General features: G+C 69.1%; 15 protein-coding genes. 12 read left to right on the top strand and 3 right to left on the bottom strand.

Annotated elements, in window-relative coordinates; translation table 11 throughout:
- Positions 1 to 15: 15 nt before the first annotated feature.
- The 3 genes from DS837_RS20490 (at position 16) to DS837_RS20480 (ending at position 5180) form a co-directional block, all read left to right on the top strand.
- Positions 16 to 1623 carry an MBL fold metallo-hydrolase RNA specificity domain-containing protein gene (locus DS837_RS20490; protein ID WP_149166443.1) on the top strand — a complete coding sequence of 536 codons (1608 nt, stop codon included), beginning with the start codon at positions 16 to 18 and terminating at the stop codon, positions 1621 to 1623.
- 86 nt (positions 1624 to 1709) lie between these two features.
- Positions 1710 to 2216 (top strand): hypothetical protein, encoded by a 507-nt coding sequence (locus DS837_RS20485; protein WP_145625715.1) that lies wholly within the window; start codon positions 1710 to 1712, stop codon positions 2214 to 2216.
- A gap of 177 nt (positions 2217 to 2393) precedes the next feature.
- Complete coding sequence (locus DS837_RS20480; RefSeq protein ID WP_149166442.1) at positions 2394 to 5180, top strand: bifunctional diguanylate cyclase/phosphodiesterase; 2787 nt, start codon at positions 2394 to 2396, stop codon at positions 5178 to 5180.
- Between the two features lie 6 nt (positions 5181 to 5186).
- Here DS837_RS20480 and DS837_RS20475 read toward each other — a convergent pair whose 3' ends face one another.
- Positions 5187 to 6356 carry an SDR family oxidoreductase gene (locus tag DS837_RS20475; RefSeq protein WP_149166441.1) on the bottom strand — a complete coding sequence of 390 codons (1170 nt, stop codon included), beginning with the start codon at positions 6354 to 6356 and terminating at the stop codon, positions 5187 to 5189.
- Between the two features lie 180 nt (positions 6357 to 6536).
- On the opposite strand from DS837_RS20475, the gene egtB reads away from it, so the two are divergent.
- The 6 genes from egtB (at position 6537) to thiD (ending at position 12923) form a co-directional block, all read left to right on the top strand.
- On the top strand, positions 6537 to 7793 hold the full coding sequence (egtB, locus tag DS837_RS20470; protein ID WP_149166440.1) for an ergothioneine biosynthesis protein EgtB: 1257 nt from the start codon (positions 6537 to 6539) through the stop codon (positions 7791 to 7793).
- The gene (egtD, locus tag DS837_RS20465; RefSeq protein WP_149166439.1) at positions 7793 to 8767 is read left to right on the top strand and encodes an L-histidine N(alpha)-methyltransferase; all 975 of its coding nucleotides are present in this window, start codon (positions 7793 to 7795) and stop codon (positions 8765 to 8767) included. The genes egtB and egtD overlap by 1 nt, the downstream gene beginning before the upstream one ends.
- Positions 8768 to 8846: 79 nt before the next feature.
- Positions 8847 to 9305, top strand: a complete 459-nt coding sequence (locus DS837_RS20460) for a hemerythrin domain-containing protein (protein ID WP_014240091.1) — start codon at positions 8847 to 8849, stop codon at positions 9303 to 9305.
- Positions 9306 to 9424: 119 nt separating this feature from the next.
- Entirely contained in the window at positions 9425 to 10570 is a 1146-nt protein-coding gene (folP, locus tag DS837_RS20455) for a dihydropteroate synthase (RefSeq protein ID WP_149166438.1), read from the top strand.
- Positions 10571 to 10699: 129 nt separating this feature from the next.
- Complete coding sequence (glmM, locus tag DS837_RS20450) at positions 10700 to 12067, top strand: phosphoglucosamine mutase (protein ID WP_149166437.1); 1368 nt, start codon at positions 10700 to 10702, stop codon at positions 12065 to 12067.
- A gap of 40 nt (positions 12068 to 12107) precedes the next feature.
- The gene (thiD, locus tag DS837_RS20445; protein WP_211102356.1) at positions 12108 to 12923 is read left to right on the top strand and encodes a bifunctional hydroxymethylpyrimidine kinase/phosphomethylpyrimidine kinase; all 816 of its coding nucleotides are present in this window, start codon (positions 12108 to 12110) and stop codon (positions 12921 to 12923) included.
- A gap of 21 nt (positions 12924 to 12944) precedes the next feature.
- On the opposite strand, the gene DS837_RS20440 is transcribed toward thiD, so the two are convergent.
- Complete coding sequence (locus tag DS837_RS20440) at positions 12945 to 14339, bottom strand: aminotransferase-like domain-containing protein (protein WP_149166436.1); 1395 nt, start codon at positions 14337 to 14339, stop codon at positions 12945 to 12947.
- A 180-nt stretch (positions 14340 to 14519) separates the two neighbouring features.
- On the opposite strand from DS837_RS20440, the gene DS837_RS20435 reads away from it, so the two are divergent.
- Complete coding sequence (locus DS837_RS20435; RefSeq protein ID WP_149166435.1) at positions 14520 to 14846, top strand: YgaP family membrane protein; 327 nt, start codon at positions 14520 to 14522, stop codon at positions 14844 to 14846.
- Positions 14847 to 14859: 13 nt separating this feature from the next.
- Here DS837_RS20435 and DS837_RS20430 read toward each other — a convergent pair whose 3' ends face one another.
- Positions 14860 to 15183, bottom strand: a complete 324-nt coding sequence (locus DS837_RS20430; RefSeq protein WP_247890045.1) for a hypothetical protein — start codon at positions 15181 to 15183, stop codon at positions 14860 to 14862.
- A 426-nt stretch (positions 15184 to 15609) separates the two neighbouring features.
- Here DS837_RS20430 and DS837_RS20425 point away from each other — a divergent pair, with 426 nt between their 5' ends.
- Together DS837_RS20425 and DS837_RS20420 are read left to right on the top strand one after the other, a co-directional pair.
- Complete coding sequence (locus DS837_RS20425; protein ID WP_149166433.1) at positions 15610 to 16335, top strand: Bax inhibitor-1/YccA family protein; 726 nt, start codon at positions 15610 to 15612, stop codon at positions 16333 to 16335.
- A 197-nt stretch (positions 16336 to 16532) separates the two neighbouring features.
- The gene (locus tag DS837_RS20420) at positions 16533 to 17825 is read left to right on the top strand and encodes a DUF2254 domain-containing protein (protein ID WP_170295924.1); all 1293 of its coding nucleotides are present in this window, start codon (positions 16533 to 16535) and stop codon (positions 17823 to 17825) included.
- The last annotated feature ends 120 nt before the right edge of the window (positions 17826 to 17945 follow it).

The raw sequence follows: 17945 nt of genomic DNA, 5'->3' as shown, positions 1-17945 counted from the left end.
AGGCGGGGTTTCGCCATGACACTGTCCCTCACCTTCCACGGCGCCGTCGGCACGGTCACCGGCTCCTGCTTCCGCATCCACACCGGCGACGGCGACCTGCTGATCGACTGCGGCCTGTTCCAGGGCACCAAGACGGTCAAGGAGCTGAACTACCGGCCTTTCCCCTTCAAGCCGTCCGCCGTGAAGGCGGTGCTTCTGACCCACGCGCACATCGACCATTCCGGCCTGCTGCCGAAACTGGTCCGTCAGGGCTTCAAGGGGCGGGTGCACACCACCGCCGGCACCGCTGACCTGCTGGCCTACATGCTGCCCGACAGCGGTTACATCCAGGAGATGGAGGTGGAGCGGCTGAACCGCCGCAACCGCCAGCGCGGGCGCCCGGCGGTGGAGCCGATCTACACCCAGGCCGACGCCCAGGCCGCCATCCGCCACCTGCACGCGGTCGATTACGGGGAATGGGTGAAGGTGCTGCCCGGCATCCGCGCCCGCTTCTGGCAGGCCGGGCACATCCTCGGCTCGGCGTCGGTGGAACTGGAGGTGACCCGCGGCGGGGTGACGGAGACGATCCTGTTCTCCGGCGACCTCGGGCCGGGCGGCAAATCCTTCCACGCCGACGCGGAGGGGCCGCCGCGGCCGGACTGGATGGTGCTGGAGACCACTTACGGCAACCGCGAGCGGGTGGAGGTGGGCGAGGCCGAGCGGCAGGCCCTGCTGCGCGACGAGGTGCGGGCGGCGCTCGCCGCGGGCGGCACGCTGCTGATCCCCGCCTTCGCGGTGGAGCGCACGCAGGAGCTTCTCTACGACCTGCACCGGCTGTTCGACCGCGGCGAGATTCCCCTGGTCGACGTCTTCCTCGACTCGCCGCTGGCCGACGCGGTCACCGGGGTGTTCCGCCGCCATCTGGCCGATCTCGGCACCGGGGGCGATCCCTTCGCCCGGCCCAACCTGCACCGCGTGCGCTCCGTCGCGGAAAGCCAGAAGCTCAACGCGATCAAGGGCGGCGCCATCATCATGGCGGCCAGCGGCATGTGCGACGCCGGCCGCATCCGCCACCACCTGAAGAACCATCTCTGGCGCCCGGAGGCCACCGTCCTGCTGGTCGGCTATCAGGCGCCGGGAACGCTGGGCCACCTGTTGCAGCAGGGGGCGGCGAACGTGCGAATCCATGGCGAGGAGATCGCGGTGCGCGCCCGCATCCGGTCGCTGGACGTCTATTCCGGCCACGCCGACCGCAGCAGCCTGCTGGCCTGGGTGGCAGCGCGGCAGGGGGTGGGGCGCGGCCTGTTCCTGGTCCATGGCGAGGAGGAGGCCCGTGCCGGCCTGCGCGACGCCCTGGTCCGCCGCGGCTGGGACCCGGCATCGATCCGCCTGCCCGAACTGGACGAGGTGGCCGACCTGACCGCCGCCACTCCGGCGCGCACGCCTGCCATGGCCCAGGACGGTCCGCCGCGGCTGGAGCCGGAGGCCGTGTCCGCAGGGCGGGATTGGCACAACCGCTACGCCGCTTTCCTGCTGGACCTGCACCGGGCGTTGGACGCGGCACCCGACGATGCGGCGCGCGAGGCGCTGCTCCGCGGGATGGGCGACCGCCTGCCGCAGGCGGAGGGGCTATCGGCGAAGTGAACGGTCTGCCCTCGGTCGGGCGGCGCATGCTATAGATCAGTGATTGCAGATCGGTGACGGCCGCGAAACAAAGGGATGGCGGGGCGATGGGGAAGGTGGCGAACATCGTGGTCCAGATGGCGCGGAAGCTGACCGACGACAACGCCCGGCTGGGCCGTGTTCGCAACGCCGGCAAGCCCAAGACCTTTCCCCATTTCCGGGAGATCCGGAACGCGTATCTGGATATCCAGGGGCTGGTCTTCTCCATCCAGGAACGATTGCAGGAGGCGGGGAACGAGCTGCCCTCCAACTTTCCGCAATGGGTGATCCGGCAGAAGTTGACCGCCATCGCCCATTTCACCGACATCAGCTACGCCTTCGTCAGCGACCCGCCCTTGGCGCTGACCAGTTCGCTCGGCGCCTTCGACGTGCTTCAGGCCGAGCAGAAGGCCTTTTCGGAAACGCTGAACGCCTTCGACATGATGCTGATGGAAGCCGGCATCGACGACAAGACCGCCGACGAGCTGGACGCCACCCGCACGAAGATCGAGCAGATCCTGGGCATGATCGAGACGCTTCTGGAGAACAGCCCCAAGGTGCTCCAGGAGTTTTGAACACCGCCGCACGCGAAGGGCGATTGCGGAAATATTTATACGCTTTTCGCAAAGGCGCATTCTGGTTAAGGTCTACCGGCGCGCGTCGTTCCATCCGGCAATGTCCGGGTCGGCGGCGGACGGCAGAGGCGCCCCGAAGGGCGCGGCGGCGGCGTGACAGGCAGCTTCGGTACGGCCATGCAGAGGTCTTCAAGCCCCGATCCGATCGACCTCGCGCCGGGCGAGTCCGCGGTGGATTCGGTGACCGTCCCGAAGCGCCTTCCCCTGCTGGCCCTGATGGCCGCGCTTCTGCTGACCGCGCTGGCTTGGTACGACACCCGGCAGCGCGTCGCTGCGGACGCCGAAAGCCGATTCGCCCTGCGGGTGGAGGAGCTGCACCGCCGGTTCGAGAACCAGATCCAGGTCTATGTGCAGGTGACGCGCTCCGCCGCCGCCCTGTTCACCGCCTATCCGGACGTGAAACGCGCGGAATGGAACCGCTTCGTGGATGGGCTGCACCTCGCTGAGCGCTTCCCAGGCATCACCGCCGTCGCCTTCGCGCGGGCCGCCGATCAATGGACGGGGCCGGAGCTGGTGACGGAGGCCCGGATGGATGGGCTGCGAGGCTTCCGAATCTGGCCGGAGGCGACCGGTCCGGTCCGGCTCGTCACCCTCTACGCCGCCCCGGTCAACGAACGCACCCTGCGCACGCTCGGCTACGACCTGCTGTCGGAGCCGGTCCGTCGCGCCGTCGCCGAGCAAGCGCGGGACAGCGGCGAACCGGCGATCACCCGCGCCGTCACCCTGCGGCTCGACGAGGGCGAATCCTCGCCGCCCGCCGTCCTGGTGTTCCAGGCCGTCTACCGGGACGGACAGAGCCCCGCCACGCAGGAGCAGCGGCGGGCCACCTTCGCCGGGCTGGTGATGACCCCGATCCACGTCGCTCCGCTGGCCGAGTCCGTGTTCGGACGGATGAACGACATCGCCGCGACGGTGTTCGAAGGGCGGCGGGAGTTTCCGCTCTACCGCAGCCGCCCGGAGCCGTCGGACCAGCCGGTGCTGACGGCGAGCCGGGACGTCACACTGGGCAGCCGCGCCTGGTCCGTCCAGTACGAAAGCCGTTCGAGCTTCGAAGAAGGGGTGGACAGCTGGAAGCCGACGCTGGTCCTGGCGACGGGCCTGTCGCTCAGCGTGCTGCTGTCCACCCTGCTGTGGGCGCTGGCCGCGACGCGCGACCGGGCGCTGGTGATCGCCGGGCGCATCACCGCCTCGCTGCGCCGTCGCGAGACGGAGCTGGACCTGCTGTTCAACCAGGCGCCGCTGGGCATCGCCCTGATCGGGCCGGACGCCAAGATCACCGACTGCAACCCCGCCTTCGCCCGTGCGGTCGGGGTGGGGCGCGACGGGCTGATCGGAATCGACACGAAGCTGCGCGCCCAGGACCCGGCGGTGGTCGCCGCCATCGACGCCGCCATCGCCGGGGAAAGCGTGCGGCTGGAGGTCGACCGGCTGCTTCTGGCCGGTGGACGGCATAGCCATTTCTCCCTTCACCTCCAGCCGGTGTCCACCCCCGGCGACCCGCCCTTCGTCATGGCCTTCGTGGAGGACATTGGCGACAAGCGGCGGGCCGAGCAGCACATTCACTATCTCGCCCATTACGATCCTTTGACCGGCCTGCCCAACCGCGTCCTGCTGTTCGACCGCATCGCACAGGCCGCCCGGGAAGCGCGGCGCGACGGCGGCAAGGTCGCCGTTCTGTTCATCGACCTGGACCGTTTCAAGGTCATCAACGACAGCCTGGGCCATTCCTTCGGCGACGAGGTGCTGCGGTCGGTGGCGCGGCGGCTGCACGGCGGGATGCGGCCGACGGACACGGTGGGCCGGTTGGGTGGCGACGAGTTCCTGATCGTCGTCCCGGCCATCCGCAAGCCGGAGGAGGCCGCCGCGGTGGCGGAGAGGGTCCTGGCGCAGCTCGCCGCGCCCTTCGCCATCGGCGGGCGGAACTTCGTGGTGTCGCCCAGCATCGGCATCAGCCTGTTTCCCGACGACGCGGAGGATGCGGAGGGTCTGATCCGCTGCGCCGACATCGCGATGTACAACGCCAAGGACGCCGGGCGGAACGCCTACCGTTTCGTGACGCGCGAGATGGGCGCGCGGTCCCGCGAACGTCTGGATCTGGAGGCGGCGCTCCGCCGCGCCCTGCAGAACCGGGAGCTGTTCCTGGTCTATCAGCCGCAGCTGCGCATTTCCGACGATCTCGTGGTCGGGGTGGAGGCGCTTCTGCGCTGGCGCCATCCGGAAGCCGGTCTCATCATGCCCAACCGCTTCCTGCCCGTGGCCGAGGAAACCGGCCTGATCCAGGCCATCGGCGACTGGGTGCTGGACGAGGTGTGCGCCCAGATCCGCCGCTGGCGCGACCGGATCGGCTTGACGGTGCCGGTCGCCGTGAACGTCTCCGCCCAGCAGTTCCGCGATGGGCAGCTTCCCGCCAAGGTGGCCACGGCGCTCGACCGCAACGGCCTCCAGGGCTGGGAGCTGGAGATCGAGGTGACCGAGGGCGCCCTGATCGACGATGTTCCCTCGGCCATCGCGACGCTGCGCGCGCTGAAACAGCGCGGGTGTCTGATCGCGCTGGATGATTTCGGCACCGGCTACTCCTCGCTCAACTATCTGCACCGTTTCCCGATCGACAAGCTGAAGATCGACCGGTCCTTCATCCACGATCTCGAGCAGGACGGGGCGGGCGATTCCATCCCGCGCGCCATCGTCGGGCTGGGCCGCAGCCTGGGCCTGTCGGTGGTCGCCGAGGGTGTGGAGACGGAGGCGCAACTCCAGCTTCTGCGCAGCCTCAAATGCGAGAGTTTCCAGGGCTATCTGTTCAGCCGCCCGGTCCTGGCGGAGGAACTGGAACCGATCCTGGCGCTGCGTGCCGCCCGCGGCCACCACGCCTCGAAGGCGGAGCCTATGGCCAGGGAGCCGGTGTAGCGGCGGTCAGCGGGGGAAGGTCACCACGCCTTCCTCCGCGGCCTGCCACGCGGGCTTCGCGTTGTGACCGATGGTGCGCCGCTCCTCGTCCATCCGGTCGCGATGGCGCTGCATCGATCGGCGGTGGCGGTTCAGCCCGGCTGCATCGCCGTCGCCCGACCCGTCATCGTCCCGCACCCAACCGCGCGCCACCGCCGTTCCGGCCAGAATACCGAAGCCGGCAACCACCGCGGCGGTGATCCAGGGGTGCATCCTGGCCTCGGTGTAGAGGCTGGTTTCGCGCACGAAGCGGTGCCGGCCGGCGCGCTCCCGTCCGTCGTCGCCGTGGCTGTGCAGGGCGTCGTTGCGCGGGCGGAGCGGGCCGCCGGAACGGATGACCCGCGGCAGGGTCCGCTCCATGATCCGGTCGGTGAGCCGGGGCGCGAAGGTCTCCGCCAGCGCGAACAACTTGGCGCCGCCGCCGACATACAGGTCGCGCATCGGCCGGCGGGCGCAATGCAGGATGGCCTTCGCCACGACCTCCGGCGCGTAGACCGGCGGCGGGTTGTTCGGCTCCACCTCCATCAGATTCAGGGCGTGATCCTCGTACAGGCTGTCGACGGCCGCCGGCTTGATCAGGCTGACCGAGATGGGCGCGCCCTCGGCCTCCAGCTCCATGCGCAACGCGTCGGTGAAGCCCTTCACGGCGTGCTTGGTGGCGACATAGGCGCCCTGGAGCGGAATGGCGCGGTCGGACAGCACGCTGCCGATGTTGATCAGCGCTCCGCCGTTCCGCCTCAGATGGGGGATGGCCGCCTGCGAGCCGTTGACCACGCCCCAGTAATTCGTCTCGAACAGGCGGCGGTGGTCGTCCGGAGCGGTGTCCAGGAGCTTGCCGATGATCGCCACGCCGGCGTTGTTCACCCACGTGTCGATCCGGCCATAGCTGCGGACCGCCGCGTCGGCCACCCGCCGCACGGCGTCGGGGTCGGCCACGTCGGCGACGCAGTGGATCGCGTCCCCGCCCGCGGCGCGAATCTCCTCCGCCGCCTGGGCGAGCGCGTCGCGGTCGCGGGCGACCAGAACGACTTTCGCGCCTTGCCGGGCGGCCATGCGGGCGGTGACCAGCCCGATGCCGCTCGACGCGCCGGTGATGACGATCACCTGCTCGTCAATGGGTTTGAGCCGCGGTTGCATGGGTCTCCCTCCTCCATCGTTCGATTGTCGAAATCGGAGCGTCATCCGCTGTGAACAGGCGGTGCGGCGGAGCGTTGCCGCCGGGCGGTGCGTCCGGGCCACTCCGAAAGGAGGGTTGGCGGGCCAGCGAAGCGGCACAGCTTTACCGTGACCTGTCAGGCGGGGGAGGAAACAGCGCCCATGCTCAAAACAGCCGCCAAAGCCGGCGGGCTCGCCGACCGATTTCGCCGGGTGCGCGCCACCTCGGCGGAGTTGGCCCGCGGGCTGTCGCCGGAGGATCAGGTGGTGCAGTCCATGGCGGACGCCAGCCCGGTCAAATGGCATCTGGCCCACACGACGTGGTTCTTCGAAACCTTTCTGCTGAACCCGAATCTGCCGGGCTACCGGCCCTTCGATCCGACCTTCGGCTATCTCTTCAATTCCTATTACGAGGCCGTCGGCGCCCGCCATCCGCGGCCCCGGCGCGGCCTGTTGACGCGGCCCGGCGTGGCCGAGGTGGCGGCCTACCGCGACCATGTGGACGCCGCCATGCTGACCCTGCTGGAACGTGGCGACGCCGAACGGCTGGCTCCTCTGGTGACGCTCGGCCTCGCTCACGAGGAGCAGCATCAGGAACTGATCCTGATGGACCTGCTGCACCTGTTTTCCTGCAACCCGGTCGCGCCGGCTTACCGGCCCTACCGCCCGGCCTTGCGCGGCCCCGCCCACGAGGGGCGCTGGATCGCGGTGGACGGCGGGATCGTCGCGGTGGGGCATGACGGCGAGGGCTTCGCCTTCGACAACGAAGGGCCGCGGCACGAGGTGCTGCTGCGCCCCTTCCGCCTGTTCTCCCGCGCGGTGACCAACGGGGAGTGGCGGGCCTTCGTCGAGGACGGCGGCTACCGCAACCCGGCGCTCTGGCTGTCCGACGGCTGGTCCACCGTCAACGCGGAGGGGTGGGAGGCGCCGGCCTACTGGCGGCGCGGCGAGGACGGCGGCTGGCGGGAATTCACCCTGCTGGGCGAACACCCATTGGACGAGGACGCCCCGGTCTGCCACATCGGCTTCTACGAGGCCGACGCCTTCGCCCGCTGGGCCGGCAAGCGCCTGCCGACGGAGGCCGAGTGGGAAACCGCCGCCGCCGGACTCTCCTCTGCCGGCAACACGCTGGGCAGCGGGTTGCTGCGCCCGGTGGCCGCCGCGGCGGGCGATGGCTTGGTCCAGATGTTCGGGGATGTCTGGGAATGGACAGCCAGCGCCTACAGCGGCTATCCGGGCTTCCGCCCCGCCGCCGGGGCGGTCGGCGAATACAACGGCAAGTTCATGGCCAACCAGTATGTGCTGCGCGGCGGATGCTGCGCCACGCCGGATGGCCATGCCCGCGCCACCTACCGGAATTTCTTCTATCCGCACCAACGCTGGATGTTCAGCGGCGTGCGCCTCGCGGAGGACGCCTGATGACCGCTATTTCCGCCGCCCGCGCCCATCTCGCGCAGGGGCCGGCGCAGGACGACGTGTTCCTGGCCGACGTGCTGGAGGGGCTGTCCCGCCCGGACAAAAGCCTGCCCTGCAAGTACTTCTACGACGCCGAGGGCTCGGCCCTGTTCGACGCCATCTGCACACTCGACGAGTATTACCCGACGCGGACCGAGACCGCGCTGCTGCACGACCGCGCCGACGAGATCGCCGCTCTCGCCGGGCGCGGCGCCACCCTGGTGGAACTGGGCAGCGGGTCGAGCGTCAAGGTGCGCATCCTGCTCGACGCGCTGGACGCGCCGGCCATGTATGTGCCGGTGGACATCAGCCGCGACCATCTGATCGCCGCCGCCGCCCGGCTGGCCGGCGACTATCCGGTGGTCACGGTGGTGCCGGTGGCCGCCGATTATGTGCGCGGCTTCGCGCTGCCGCGGGGCGCCGCGGCGGAACGGACGATGGCTTTCTTCCCCGGCAGCACCATCGGCAACTTCCGGCCCGCCGAGGCGATGACCTTCCTGAACGGCCTCGGGCGGCGGCTCGGTTCCGGCGCCCGGTTGCTGATCGGTGTGGACCTGCGCAAGGACCCGGCGGTGCTGGAGGCCGCCTACGACGACTCGCGCGGCGTGACCGCCGCCTTCAACATGAACCTGCTGGCCCGCATCAACCGCGAGCTGGACGGCACCTTCGACCTGGACCGCTTCGCCCATGTCGCCCGCTACGACACCGCGCGCGGGCGCATCGAGATGCATCTGCGCAGCCTGGACGACCAGACCGTTCATGTCGCCGGTCATCCCATCCGTTTCGCCCGTGGCGAGACGATCCACACCGAGAATTCCTACAAGTACTCCGTACCCGGCTTCCGCCGCCTCGCCGCCCGCGCCGGCTGGCGCACCGAGCGGAGCTGGACCGACGAGGACCGGCTGTTCAGCCTGCACTGGATGGTTCGGCATGGCTGACCCCGTTTGGCACCGGGAACACCGGGATCGGGGCCGGGGTTGAGTCCCGTCGAGACACCGCAACAACGGGACAGGACCAATGACCAGCATCTTCGACCGGATCAAGCAGGACCACGACACCATCCGCCGCCTGCTCGACGCGGCCGAGAAGGCGGACGGCGACGGGCGCGCCGCCTATGAGGACTTGCAGCGCGAGCTGTGGGCGCATGGCAAGATCGAGGAAGCCGTCTTCTACCAATCGCTGTCCAAGGCCAAGAACACCAAGCAGGAGACCACCGAAGGCCTGAACGAGCACCACATCATCAACGGCTTCCTCGACGAGCTGAACGCCATGCCCGCCGACAGCACCGCCTGGAAGGCCAAGCTCCAGGTGCTGGGCGAGGTCACCCGCCACCACCTCGACGAGGAAGAGGAGGAGCTGTTCGAGGAGGCCAAGAAGGCGCTCGACGACAAGCGCGCCGAGGAACTCGGCAGCATCTACGGCGAGCGCAAGAAGCAGATGCTGGCCGCCCTGGCCCCGCTGCCCAAGAGCGCATAGCAAGCGCGTGACGCCAAACGCGACAGCGTTCCAGTGAAACGGTGGACCGCAGTCTCTTGCGCCGGGGCTTCCCGCCGTGACAGGCTGCGGTCTTCCGTTCCGCTGCACGAACCGTCGCCATGCCCCCGATTGCCAAGCCCGCCCCGAAATCCGCCGCCGGCTCGCTCGCCTCCTTCGCACCGTGGGCGGGGGAGGGCGGCGTCCGCGTTTATCTGAGGCCGGTCGGGCTGCTGCCCATCGCCGCCTGGAGCGCCGGCGCGGCGGTGCCACTGGCCGGCGGGCGTTTTTCCTTCGCCACCGCCGAACTGATCGTCCGGCAGGGCACGCGGATCGAGCGGGCCTTCGCGCCGCTGACCGAGATCATGGCCTGGGGGTGGGAGCGCGGCACTGCCGTGGCGCAGAGCCTCGACCGGCGGCTGGGCGCGCTGACCCGAGGGCGGGCGCCGTTCGGCGGGCTGGACCTCGGACGCCCGCGGATCATGGCCATCGTCAACGTGACGCCGGACAGCTTTTCCGACGGCGGCGACTTCTTCGACGCCGCGGCGGCCATCGCCCATGGCGAGGCGATGCTGGAGGCCGGCGCCGACCTGCTGGACGTCGGCGGCGAATCGACCCGTCCCGGCTCCGCCCCCGTGTCGCCCGAGGATGAGGAGGCCCGCGTCCTGCCGGTGGTTCGCCACTTCGCGGCCAAGGGCGCCGTGGTATCGGTGGACACGCGGCACGCGCGGGTGATGCGCGCGGCGCTCGACGCCGGCGCGGCGCTGATCAACGACGTGGCCGGGCTGCGCGATCCGGGTGCGCTGCCGCTGGTCGCGGAGAAGGCGGCCCCGGTGGTCGTCATGCACATGCGGGGCGAACCCGGCACCATGCAGCAGAATCCGGTTTATGAGGACGCGGCGCTCGACGTCTTCGATTGGCTGGAGGAACGGGTGGCCGCCTGCCTCGCCGCCGGGGTGCCGCTGGAGCGCATCGCCGTCGATCCCGGCATCGGCTTCGGCAAGACGGTGGAGCACAACCTCGACATCCTGCGCCACACCGCTCTCTATCATGGGCTGGGCTGTGCCCTGCTCATCGGGCTGTCGCGCAAGACCCTGATCGGCAAACTGTCGCGGAGCGAGCCGCCGAAGGAGCGATTGCCCGGCTCGCTGGCCGGAGGGCTGGAAACGCTGAACCAGGGCGCGCAGATCCTGCGTGTCCACGACGTGCCCCAAACGGTCCAGGCGCGCGCCGTCTGGGAGGGGCTGCATCCCGCACGGGTGCCGTGATCGCATGACGCGCATAGCCCTTTGGCGTCTGCGCGGAAGGGTTCTTGACCCTGCCCCCCGTGCCAAGCGATGACATTTTCACACATCCGCACTTGCGGTACAGTGACTGGGCCATTCCCGAGGATTTTCATGACGCGACACCTGTTCGGCACCGACGGCATCCGTGGCACCGCAAACATCGATCCGATGACGGCGGAAACCGCCCTGCGCGTCGCGATGGCGTCCGCCTTGCAGTTCCGCCGGGGCGACCACCGCCACCGGGTCGTGATCGGCAAGGACACCCGTCTGTCGGGTTATCTTCTGGAGCCGGCGCTGACCGCGGGCTTCATTTCGATGGGCATGGACGTGGTGCTGCTCGGCCCGCTGCCGACACCCGCCGTCGCCATGCTGACGCGCTCGCTCCGCGCCGACCTCGGCGTGATGATCTCCGCCTCGCACAACCCGTTCCAGGACAACGGCATCAAGCTGTTCGGGCCGGACGGCTACAAGCTGTCGGACGCGGTGGAGATCGCCATCGAGACGCGCATGGGCCAGCCCTTCGCGCCGGACCTTGCCGGCTCCGCCGATCTCGGCCGCGCCTCCCGCCTGGAGGACTCGACGGGCCGCTACATCGAGTATGTGAAGAACACCTTCCCGCGTGGCCTGCGGCTGGACGGGCTGAAGATCGTCGTGGACTGCGCCAACGGCGCCGCCTACCGCGTCGCCCCGAAGGTGCTGTACGAGTTGGGGGCCGACGTGATCCCGGTCGGGGTCAGCCCGGACGGCCTGAACATCAACAAGGATTGCGGCGCCACCGCCACCCGGACCCTGCAGGAGCAGGTGGTGGCTCACAGCGCCCATTTGGGCATTGCGCTGGACGGCGACGCCGACCGCCTGATCATGGTGGACGAGGCGGGGCGCGTCGTCGACGGCGACCAGGTGATGGCGCTGATCGCCTCCTCCTGGGCGCAGGCGCAGACTCTGAGGGGCGGCGGCGTGGTCGCCACGGTCATGTCCAACCTGGGCATGGAGCGGCACCTCCAGGGGCTGGGCATCGCCCTGGTCCGCACGCCGGTCGGCGACCGCTATGTGGTGGAACATATGCGCGAGCACGGCTACAACGTCGGTGGGGAGCAGTCGGGGCACGTCGTGCTGTCTGATTACTCCACGACCGGCGACGGGCTGATCGCCGCACTCCAGGTTCTGGCGGTGCTGATCCAGTCCGGTGGCCGGGCGGCCAGCGAGGTCTGCCAGGTCTTCGCTCCGGTGCCGCAGAAGCTGACCAACGTCCGCTTCGCCGCCGGGTCGAAGCCGCTGGAGATCGCCTCCGTCCAAGCGGCGATCCGCGATGGCGAGGCGCGGCTGAACGGATCGGGGCGCATCCTGATCCGCAAGTCGGGGACCGAGCCGGTGATCCGCGTCATGGCGGAAGGCGACGACGAAGGGCTGGTGCACGCGGTGGTGGCCGATATTGCCGGCGCCATCATGGACGCCGCCCGGCTGGAGACCGCATCCTAGGCGCAACATCCAACCAGACGACCAGACGGAAGCAATCCCGATGCAGGCCCACCCGATCAACGGCCGTGTTCTCATCGTCGCCGGGTCCGATTCCGGCGGCGGTGCCGGCATTCAGGCGGACATCAAGGCGGTCAGCGCGCTGAACGCCTTCGCCATGACCGCCATCGCGGCGCTGACCGCGCAGAACACGACGGGGGTCTATGGTGTGCTGCCCGTTGATCCGGCCTTCGTCGCCCTGCAGATGAAGGTGGTGCTGGAGGATCTCGGGGCCGACAGCATCAAGATCGGCATGCTCGCCAACGCCGCCGTCATCGAGGCGGTGGCTGGCGAGTATGAGGAGCGGGCGATCAACGTCCCGCTGGTCGTCGATCCGGTGATGGTTTCGAAGAGCGGCCATTTCCTGCTGGAGCCGGACGCCGTGCAGACCCTGCGCAAGCGCCTGCTGCCCCACGCGGAACTGGTCACCCCCAACCTGCCGGAGGCCGAGGCGCTGACCGACATCCCGGTGCGCAACCTGGACGACATGCGCCGTGCCGCCGAGATGATCCGCACCTTCGGGCCGAAGGCCGTCCTGCTGAAGGGCGGCCATCTGGAGGACGAGCGGCTGTGCGACCTGCTGCTCACCGAGGACGGCGAGGAGGTGTTCGAGGGGCGGCGCATCCACACCCCGCACACCCACGGCACCGGCTGCACCCTGGCCTCGGCCATCGCCGCCGGTGTCGCCCAAGGCTTGGGCGTGCGTGATTCGGTGGCCCGCGCCCGCGCCTATGTGGACGAGGCCATCCGCTCCGCCCCCGGTTTCGGGCACGGCCACGGCCCCCTGAACCACCTGCACACGGTCCGGCCGTTCCCGTAAGGGCGCGGCCGTTCCGCCTCTTCAAACGATCGACAGCATCGCCGTCTGCGGGTTGTCCAGAAGATCCGCCAGCGTGCGCAGGCCGCGCGCCAGTTCGTCCCGGCTGTGCGGGTGGCACAGACCCAGCCGCACGGCGTGGGGGGCGGCGGCCCGGCCCACGGCGAACACGTCGCCACCGGTCACCTTCACGCCGCGTCGCAGCGCCTCCGCGATGAAGTCGTCGCGCCGCCAGGGCTCGGGCAGGACCAGCCAGAGATGCTGTGCCCCCGGATGCCCGCAGACGGCGCTGGCGGGCAGGATGGAGCGGGCGATCTGCTGGCGCGCCATCGCTTCCCCGCGCTGGGCCTCGGCGATGCGGTCGGCGCTGCCTTCAAGGATCCAGCGCGTGGCCACTTCCGGCGGCAGGGGCGGGGACGAGTATTGCAGGGCGCGGATGACCGCCTCCACCCGCTGCACAAGGGCCGGCGGAGCGACCACGTAGCCGACGCGCAGGCCGGCCGACACGCTCTTGGACAGGCTGTTGACGTAGACGGTGACGTCCGGGGCGATGGCCTGGATGGGCTTCGCGTCTTGGACCAGGAAGCCGAAGACATCGTCCTCGACCAGCATCACCCCGTAGCGGCGGGCGATGGCCGCGATCTCCACGCGCCGGGCCTGCGGCATGACGGAGGCGGTGGGGTTGTGCATGGTCGGCACCAGATACAGCGCCTTGGGCGCCAGACGGCGGCAGGCGCTGTCGAAACTGTCCGGGACCACGCCATGCTCGTCGATGGCGATGCCCTCCAGGTGATAACCCTCCACCGCGCTCAGAGTCTTGATGCCGTAGTTGGTCAGCCGTTCCGTCAGCACGACGTCGCCGGGGCGCGCCACCGCGGCCAGCGCCACCGCCATGGCGTTCTGCGCGCCGGTGGTCAGCAGGATGGTGTCGGCGGAGGCTGTTACGCGGTGCTGGCGGGCCAGCCATTGCGCTCCGGCGGCGCGGTGGGCCGGGAGGCCGGCGTGCGGTGCGTATTCCAGCAGCGCTCCCAGGTTCGGCGAGGCGCCGATGGCGGCCAGGGTGGCCCCCATCATCGACACCGACATCGGGTGCTCCGGCGTCACGACGGTCATGTTGATGATCGACGGTTCGGGTCGGGGTGTCCAGGTGAAGGGGTCGGAGGGAGGCATGTGCCGCTGCCCCTGCACGAAAGTGCCGCGCCCGACCTCGCCGCCGATCAGCCCGCGCTTCTCCGCCTCGGTATAGGCGCGGGTGATGGTGCCGACGGTAACGCCGAGGCGGTAGGCGAGGTCGCGGTGGGTGGGAAGCCGCGTGCCGGGGGCAAGCCGTCCGCTGGCGATGTCGTCGGACAGGGCGTCGGCGATGGCGCGGTAACGGGGGCCTTGCCGGCCGTCCAGATCAGGAACCCAATTTGTCATGGGGACAATGATGACATTGTGCCAATCCTTCGGCAAGTGTCACCGCATTGTCGCTATTGTGCGTGTCCGGGTGTATTGTGTCGTCGGGAACCCGGACGCCCGGGCGGGCGTTGCAGTCAGGACCGCCCGGCGCCGCTTCGGCATCCCTCTCGCGCCGGGTACAGCCGGGAGAAAGCAGGCATGAGCGCCGAAAACGCCATCCGACACACCTACGACCGCTTCTTCGGAGGCGCGCGGAATCTCGGGCCGCTGGAACGCGCCGTGTCCACCGGCCTCGGCCTCGTCATGGCGGCGGGCGGCGTTCGCCGCGGCGCCGACGTGCGGGGCGCTATCATGGGGCTGGCCGGGGCCGCCCTGGTGGCCCGCGGCATGAGCGGCCACTGCCCGCTGAAGGCCATGGTGTCCGACCAGGATCACGACCGTTTGTCCGGTCCGCGGCCGGAGCGCTACAGCCCCGGCGAAGGGCCGCTGGAGCGCACGCCGGCCCGTACGGCGTCCTATTCCTGACGCAACGGAACGATCATGATGACGAGGAAGCGGCACGGCGGCGCCGCTTCCACTCCTTCCAGCGCCGCTCGCCGCGCACCAGCGCGCGGTTGATCGGTGGACGAAGGAAGGGAACGTCATAGGCGAGCAGCACGAGGCCGAGGGGCAGCATCCAAATGCCCAGCACGGGCAGGAAGCTGAACAGGCCGCCGAGAATCAGCAGCAGCCCGGCGGGGACGCGCACCCAGGTCGCCCGCGGCTCGCGGAGCCAGCCCAGCAGCCGCGCCATGGAGTCGGGAAGCTTCTCCTGGATGCGATCCACCCGCCGTTCGAGGCGTCTGTGGTGCTGGTCGCTCAACGCGGCACTCTCCATCTTGTTGATCCGGCTCTGGTGGTTGTTGACGGTGAAGCGGCGCCCCGGCTTTGCGGACCGGCCGTTCCCAAGCCGCCATATGGGAACAGCCGGGCGTGTTCCAAGCTCCCATTCGTGTGGAGCCAGTGAGCGGGCGGGCATCTTGAAAGGCGTCGGCCACGCGGCCAACTATTAGGGCAATCAGGGTCCGGGCCCCTCTGGCAGCCGAGTCGCCGGTTACGAGGTTGGGGGCTGCGATGTCGGATCTCTTCATCTGCTTTTGCGCCGACGGGCGTGACCGCATCTGGAGGGTTCTTCGATGGACAGCGCAGCCATCCCTTCCCGCCGCTTTTCCGCGGCCGGCCCGCCGCCATGCGTCCGCCGCCGGTCAGAGGCTTGCCGGTCAAAGGCTTGAACGAGGGAGTTTTCGCAATGTTCGACCAGTATCCCAACCAGAGTCGTTGGGGCGCCGGCACCGCGGGCGTGGACCGTGCGGCGTTCGACGAGGGCCTGCGCAAGCACATGCTGCGGGTCTACAACTTCATGATGCTCGGTCTGGCCGTGACGGGCCTGGTGGCCCTGTTCGTGGCGAGCACGCCGGCGCTGTACGTGCCGATCTTCACGACCCCGCTGAAGTGGGTGGTGATGCTGGCGCCGCTGGCCTTCATCATGGTGCTGTCCTTCCGTTTCCACGCGATGTCGGCGAGCGCGCTGCAGGGGCTGTTCTGGGCCTTCTGCGCGGTGATGGGCGTGTCGATGGCGTCGATCTTCCTGGTCTTCACCGGGGCCAGCGTGGCGCGGGTGTTCTTCATCACCGCGGCGATGTTCGCGGCGATGAGCCTGTGGGGCTACACCACCAAGGCCGACCTGTCGAAGATGGGCTCGTTCCTGATGATGGGCCTGATCGGCATCGTCATCGCCAGCCTCGTCAACATCTTCGTCGGCTCCAGCGCGCTGCAGTTCGCCATCTCGATCATCGGCGTGGTCATCTTCACCGGCCTGACCGCCTACGACACCCAGCGCATCAAGGAGGAGTACGCCGAGGGCTACGGCCACGAGGGCAACACCAAGCTCGCCGTCATGGGCGCCCTCTCGCTCTACCTCAACTTCATCAACCTCTTCCAGATGCTCCTCCAACTCATGGGCAACCGCGAGTAACGGGCACGGACAACAGGTGGCGTCTCGGCGCCATCCTACGGCTAGGCCGGTCGCTTCACGCGACCGGCCTTTTTCATGGACCGGCCTTGTTCATGGAATGGTGCGTTCCGGGTTGCCGCCTGCAGCGAGGCCGCGAGCCATATGGCAGTGCCGCACGTTGTTCTCCCGTTTCGAACGGCACATCCTCAGGAGCGGCAATGAAGGACCGGATTCGCCATTACTGGGCATTTCTCCGCGCCAGCCTGTGGTTCGTTCCGGTCGTGATGGGGGGAGTGGCGGCCGTGCTGGCCGTCGCGCTGCTCACCTGGGGGCGCGGCGCTGTGGAGGACGCCACAGATTACTGGCTCCTCTACGCTGGAGACGCCGGTAACGCGCGCCAACTGTTGTCGTCCCTGCTGACCGGCATGATCACCATGACGTCGCTGGTGGTTTCGATCACCATGGTCGTTCTGACCCTGGCGGCCGGACAGATCGGCCCCCGCCTGATCCGCAACTTCATCCAGGATTGGACGACCCAGGTGGTGCTGGGGCTCTTCCTGGCCGACATCATCTATCTCCTCGTCGTCTTCCGGACCATCGACGGAAACCAGGCTGACACGGTCCCCCACTTGGCGGTCAGCGCGGGGACCGGACTGACCGCGCTGTGCCTGTTCGTGTTGCTGGTCTATGTCCATAAGCTCGCCCGCTCAATCATCTACGACAATGTGGTTCAGCGGGTCGCGGCGGATCTGCGTGAGGTGACGGTGGCCTTGCTGCCCGAGCGCGGCGACGGCCCTTCGGAAGTGCCGCCCGAACTGGGCAATGATTTTGCCTGGGTAGACCTCGGCCAGGATGGGTACGTCCAGGCGATCGACCTGGACAGGCTGGTCGCCGCGGCCCGCCAAGCGGATGCGGTGATCCGCCTGGACGTCCGGCCCGGCCACTACGTCATCGGCGGCGGCGAGCATGTGGCCGTGTTCACGGTCGGCGCCTGCACGGCCGACCTGTCCGGGGCGATCCGCGGTGCCTTCATCGTCGGTTCCGAGCGCACCCCGACCCAGGATGTGGAGTTCGGCATCCGCCAACTGGTGGAGATGGCCACCCGAGCCCTGTCGCCGGGGATCAACGACGTGTTCACTGCCTTGGCGGTGATCGACAACCTCTCGGCCTCGATGGCGCGCATCTTCGATCGCGCAATCGAGCCGATGGTTCTGCGCGACTCTGGCGGAGTTGTCCGGGTTGTGCGGGACGTGACCGGATACGATGGCTTCATCGGTGCCGGCTTCGATCAGATCCGGCAGGCCGGAAGCGGAAACGCCGCGGTGCTCATCCGGCTCGTCGACGCCATTCTTCGGTTGGCTCCGCGCGTACGGTCGGACGCCCAGCGGGAACCGCTGCGAGAGCAGCTGGACATGATCCTGGCGGCGGGCGAGCAGAACATCTCGATTCCCCGGGATCTGAGCATTCTTCGGGCCCGCTGGAGGCAAGCGACCGAGCGTCTGGAGCGCTGACGCCCATCGGAAGCTGCACACAGGTTCGCGCGGGCCGTTCCGACGCGACGTGTGTGGCGCGCGAGATACATCCGACATCGGAAATGTAATGGTGACAATAATGACATTAACCGGCATAGT

This window comes from Azospirillum brasilense, assembly GCF_008365405.1.
GTDB classification, from domain to species: Bacteria; Pseudomonadota; Alphaproteobacteria; order Azospirillales; family Azospirillaceae; genus Azospirillum; species Azospirillum brasilense_D.
Note: the sequence above shows the minus strand (reverse complement) of the source record. Positions and strands in the feature narration are given on the sequence as shown.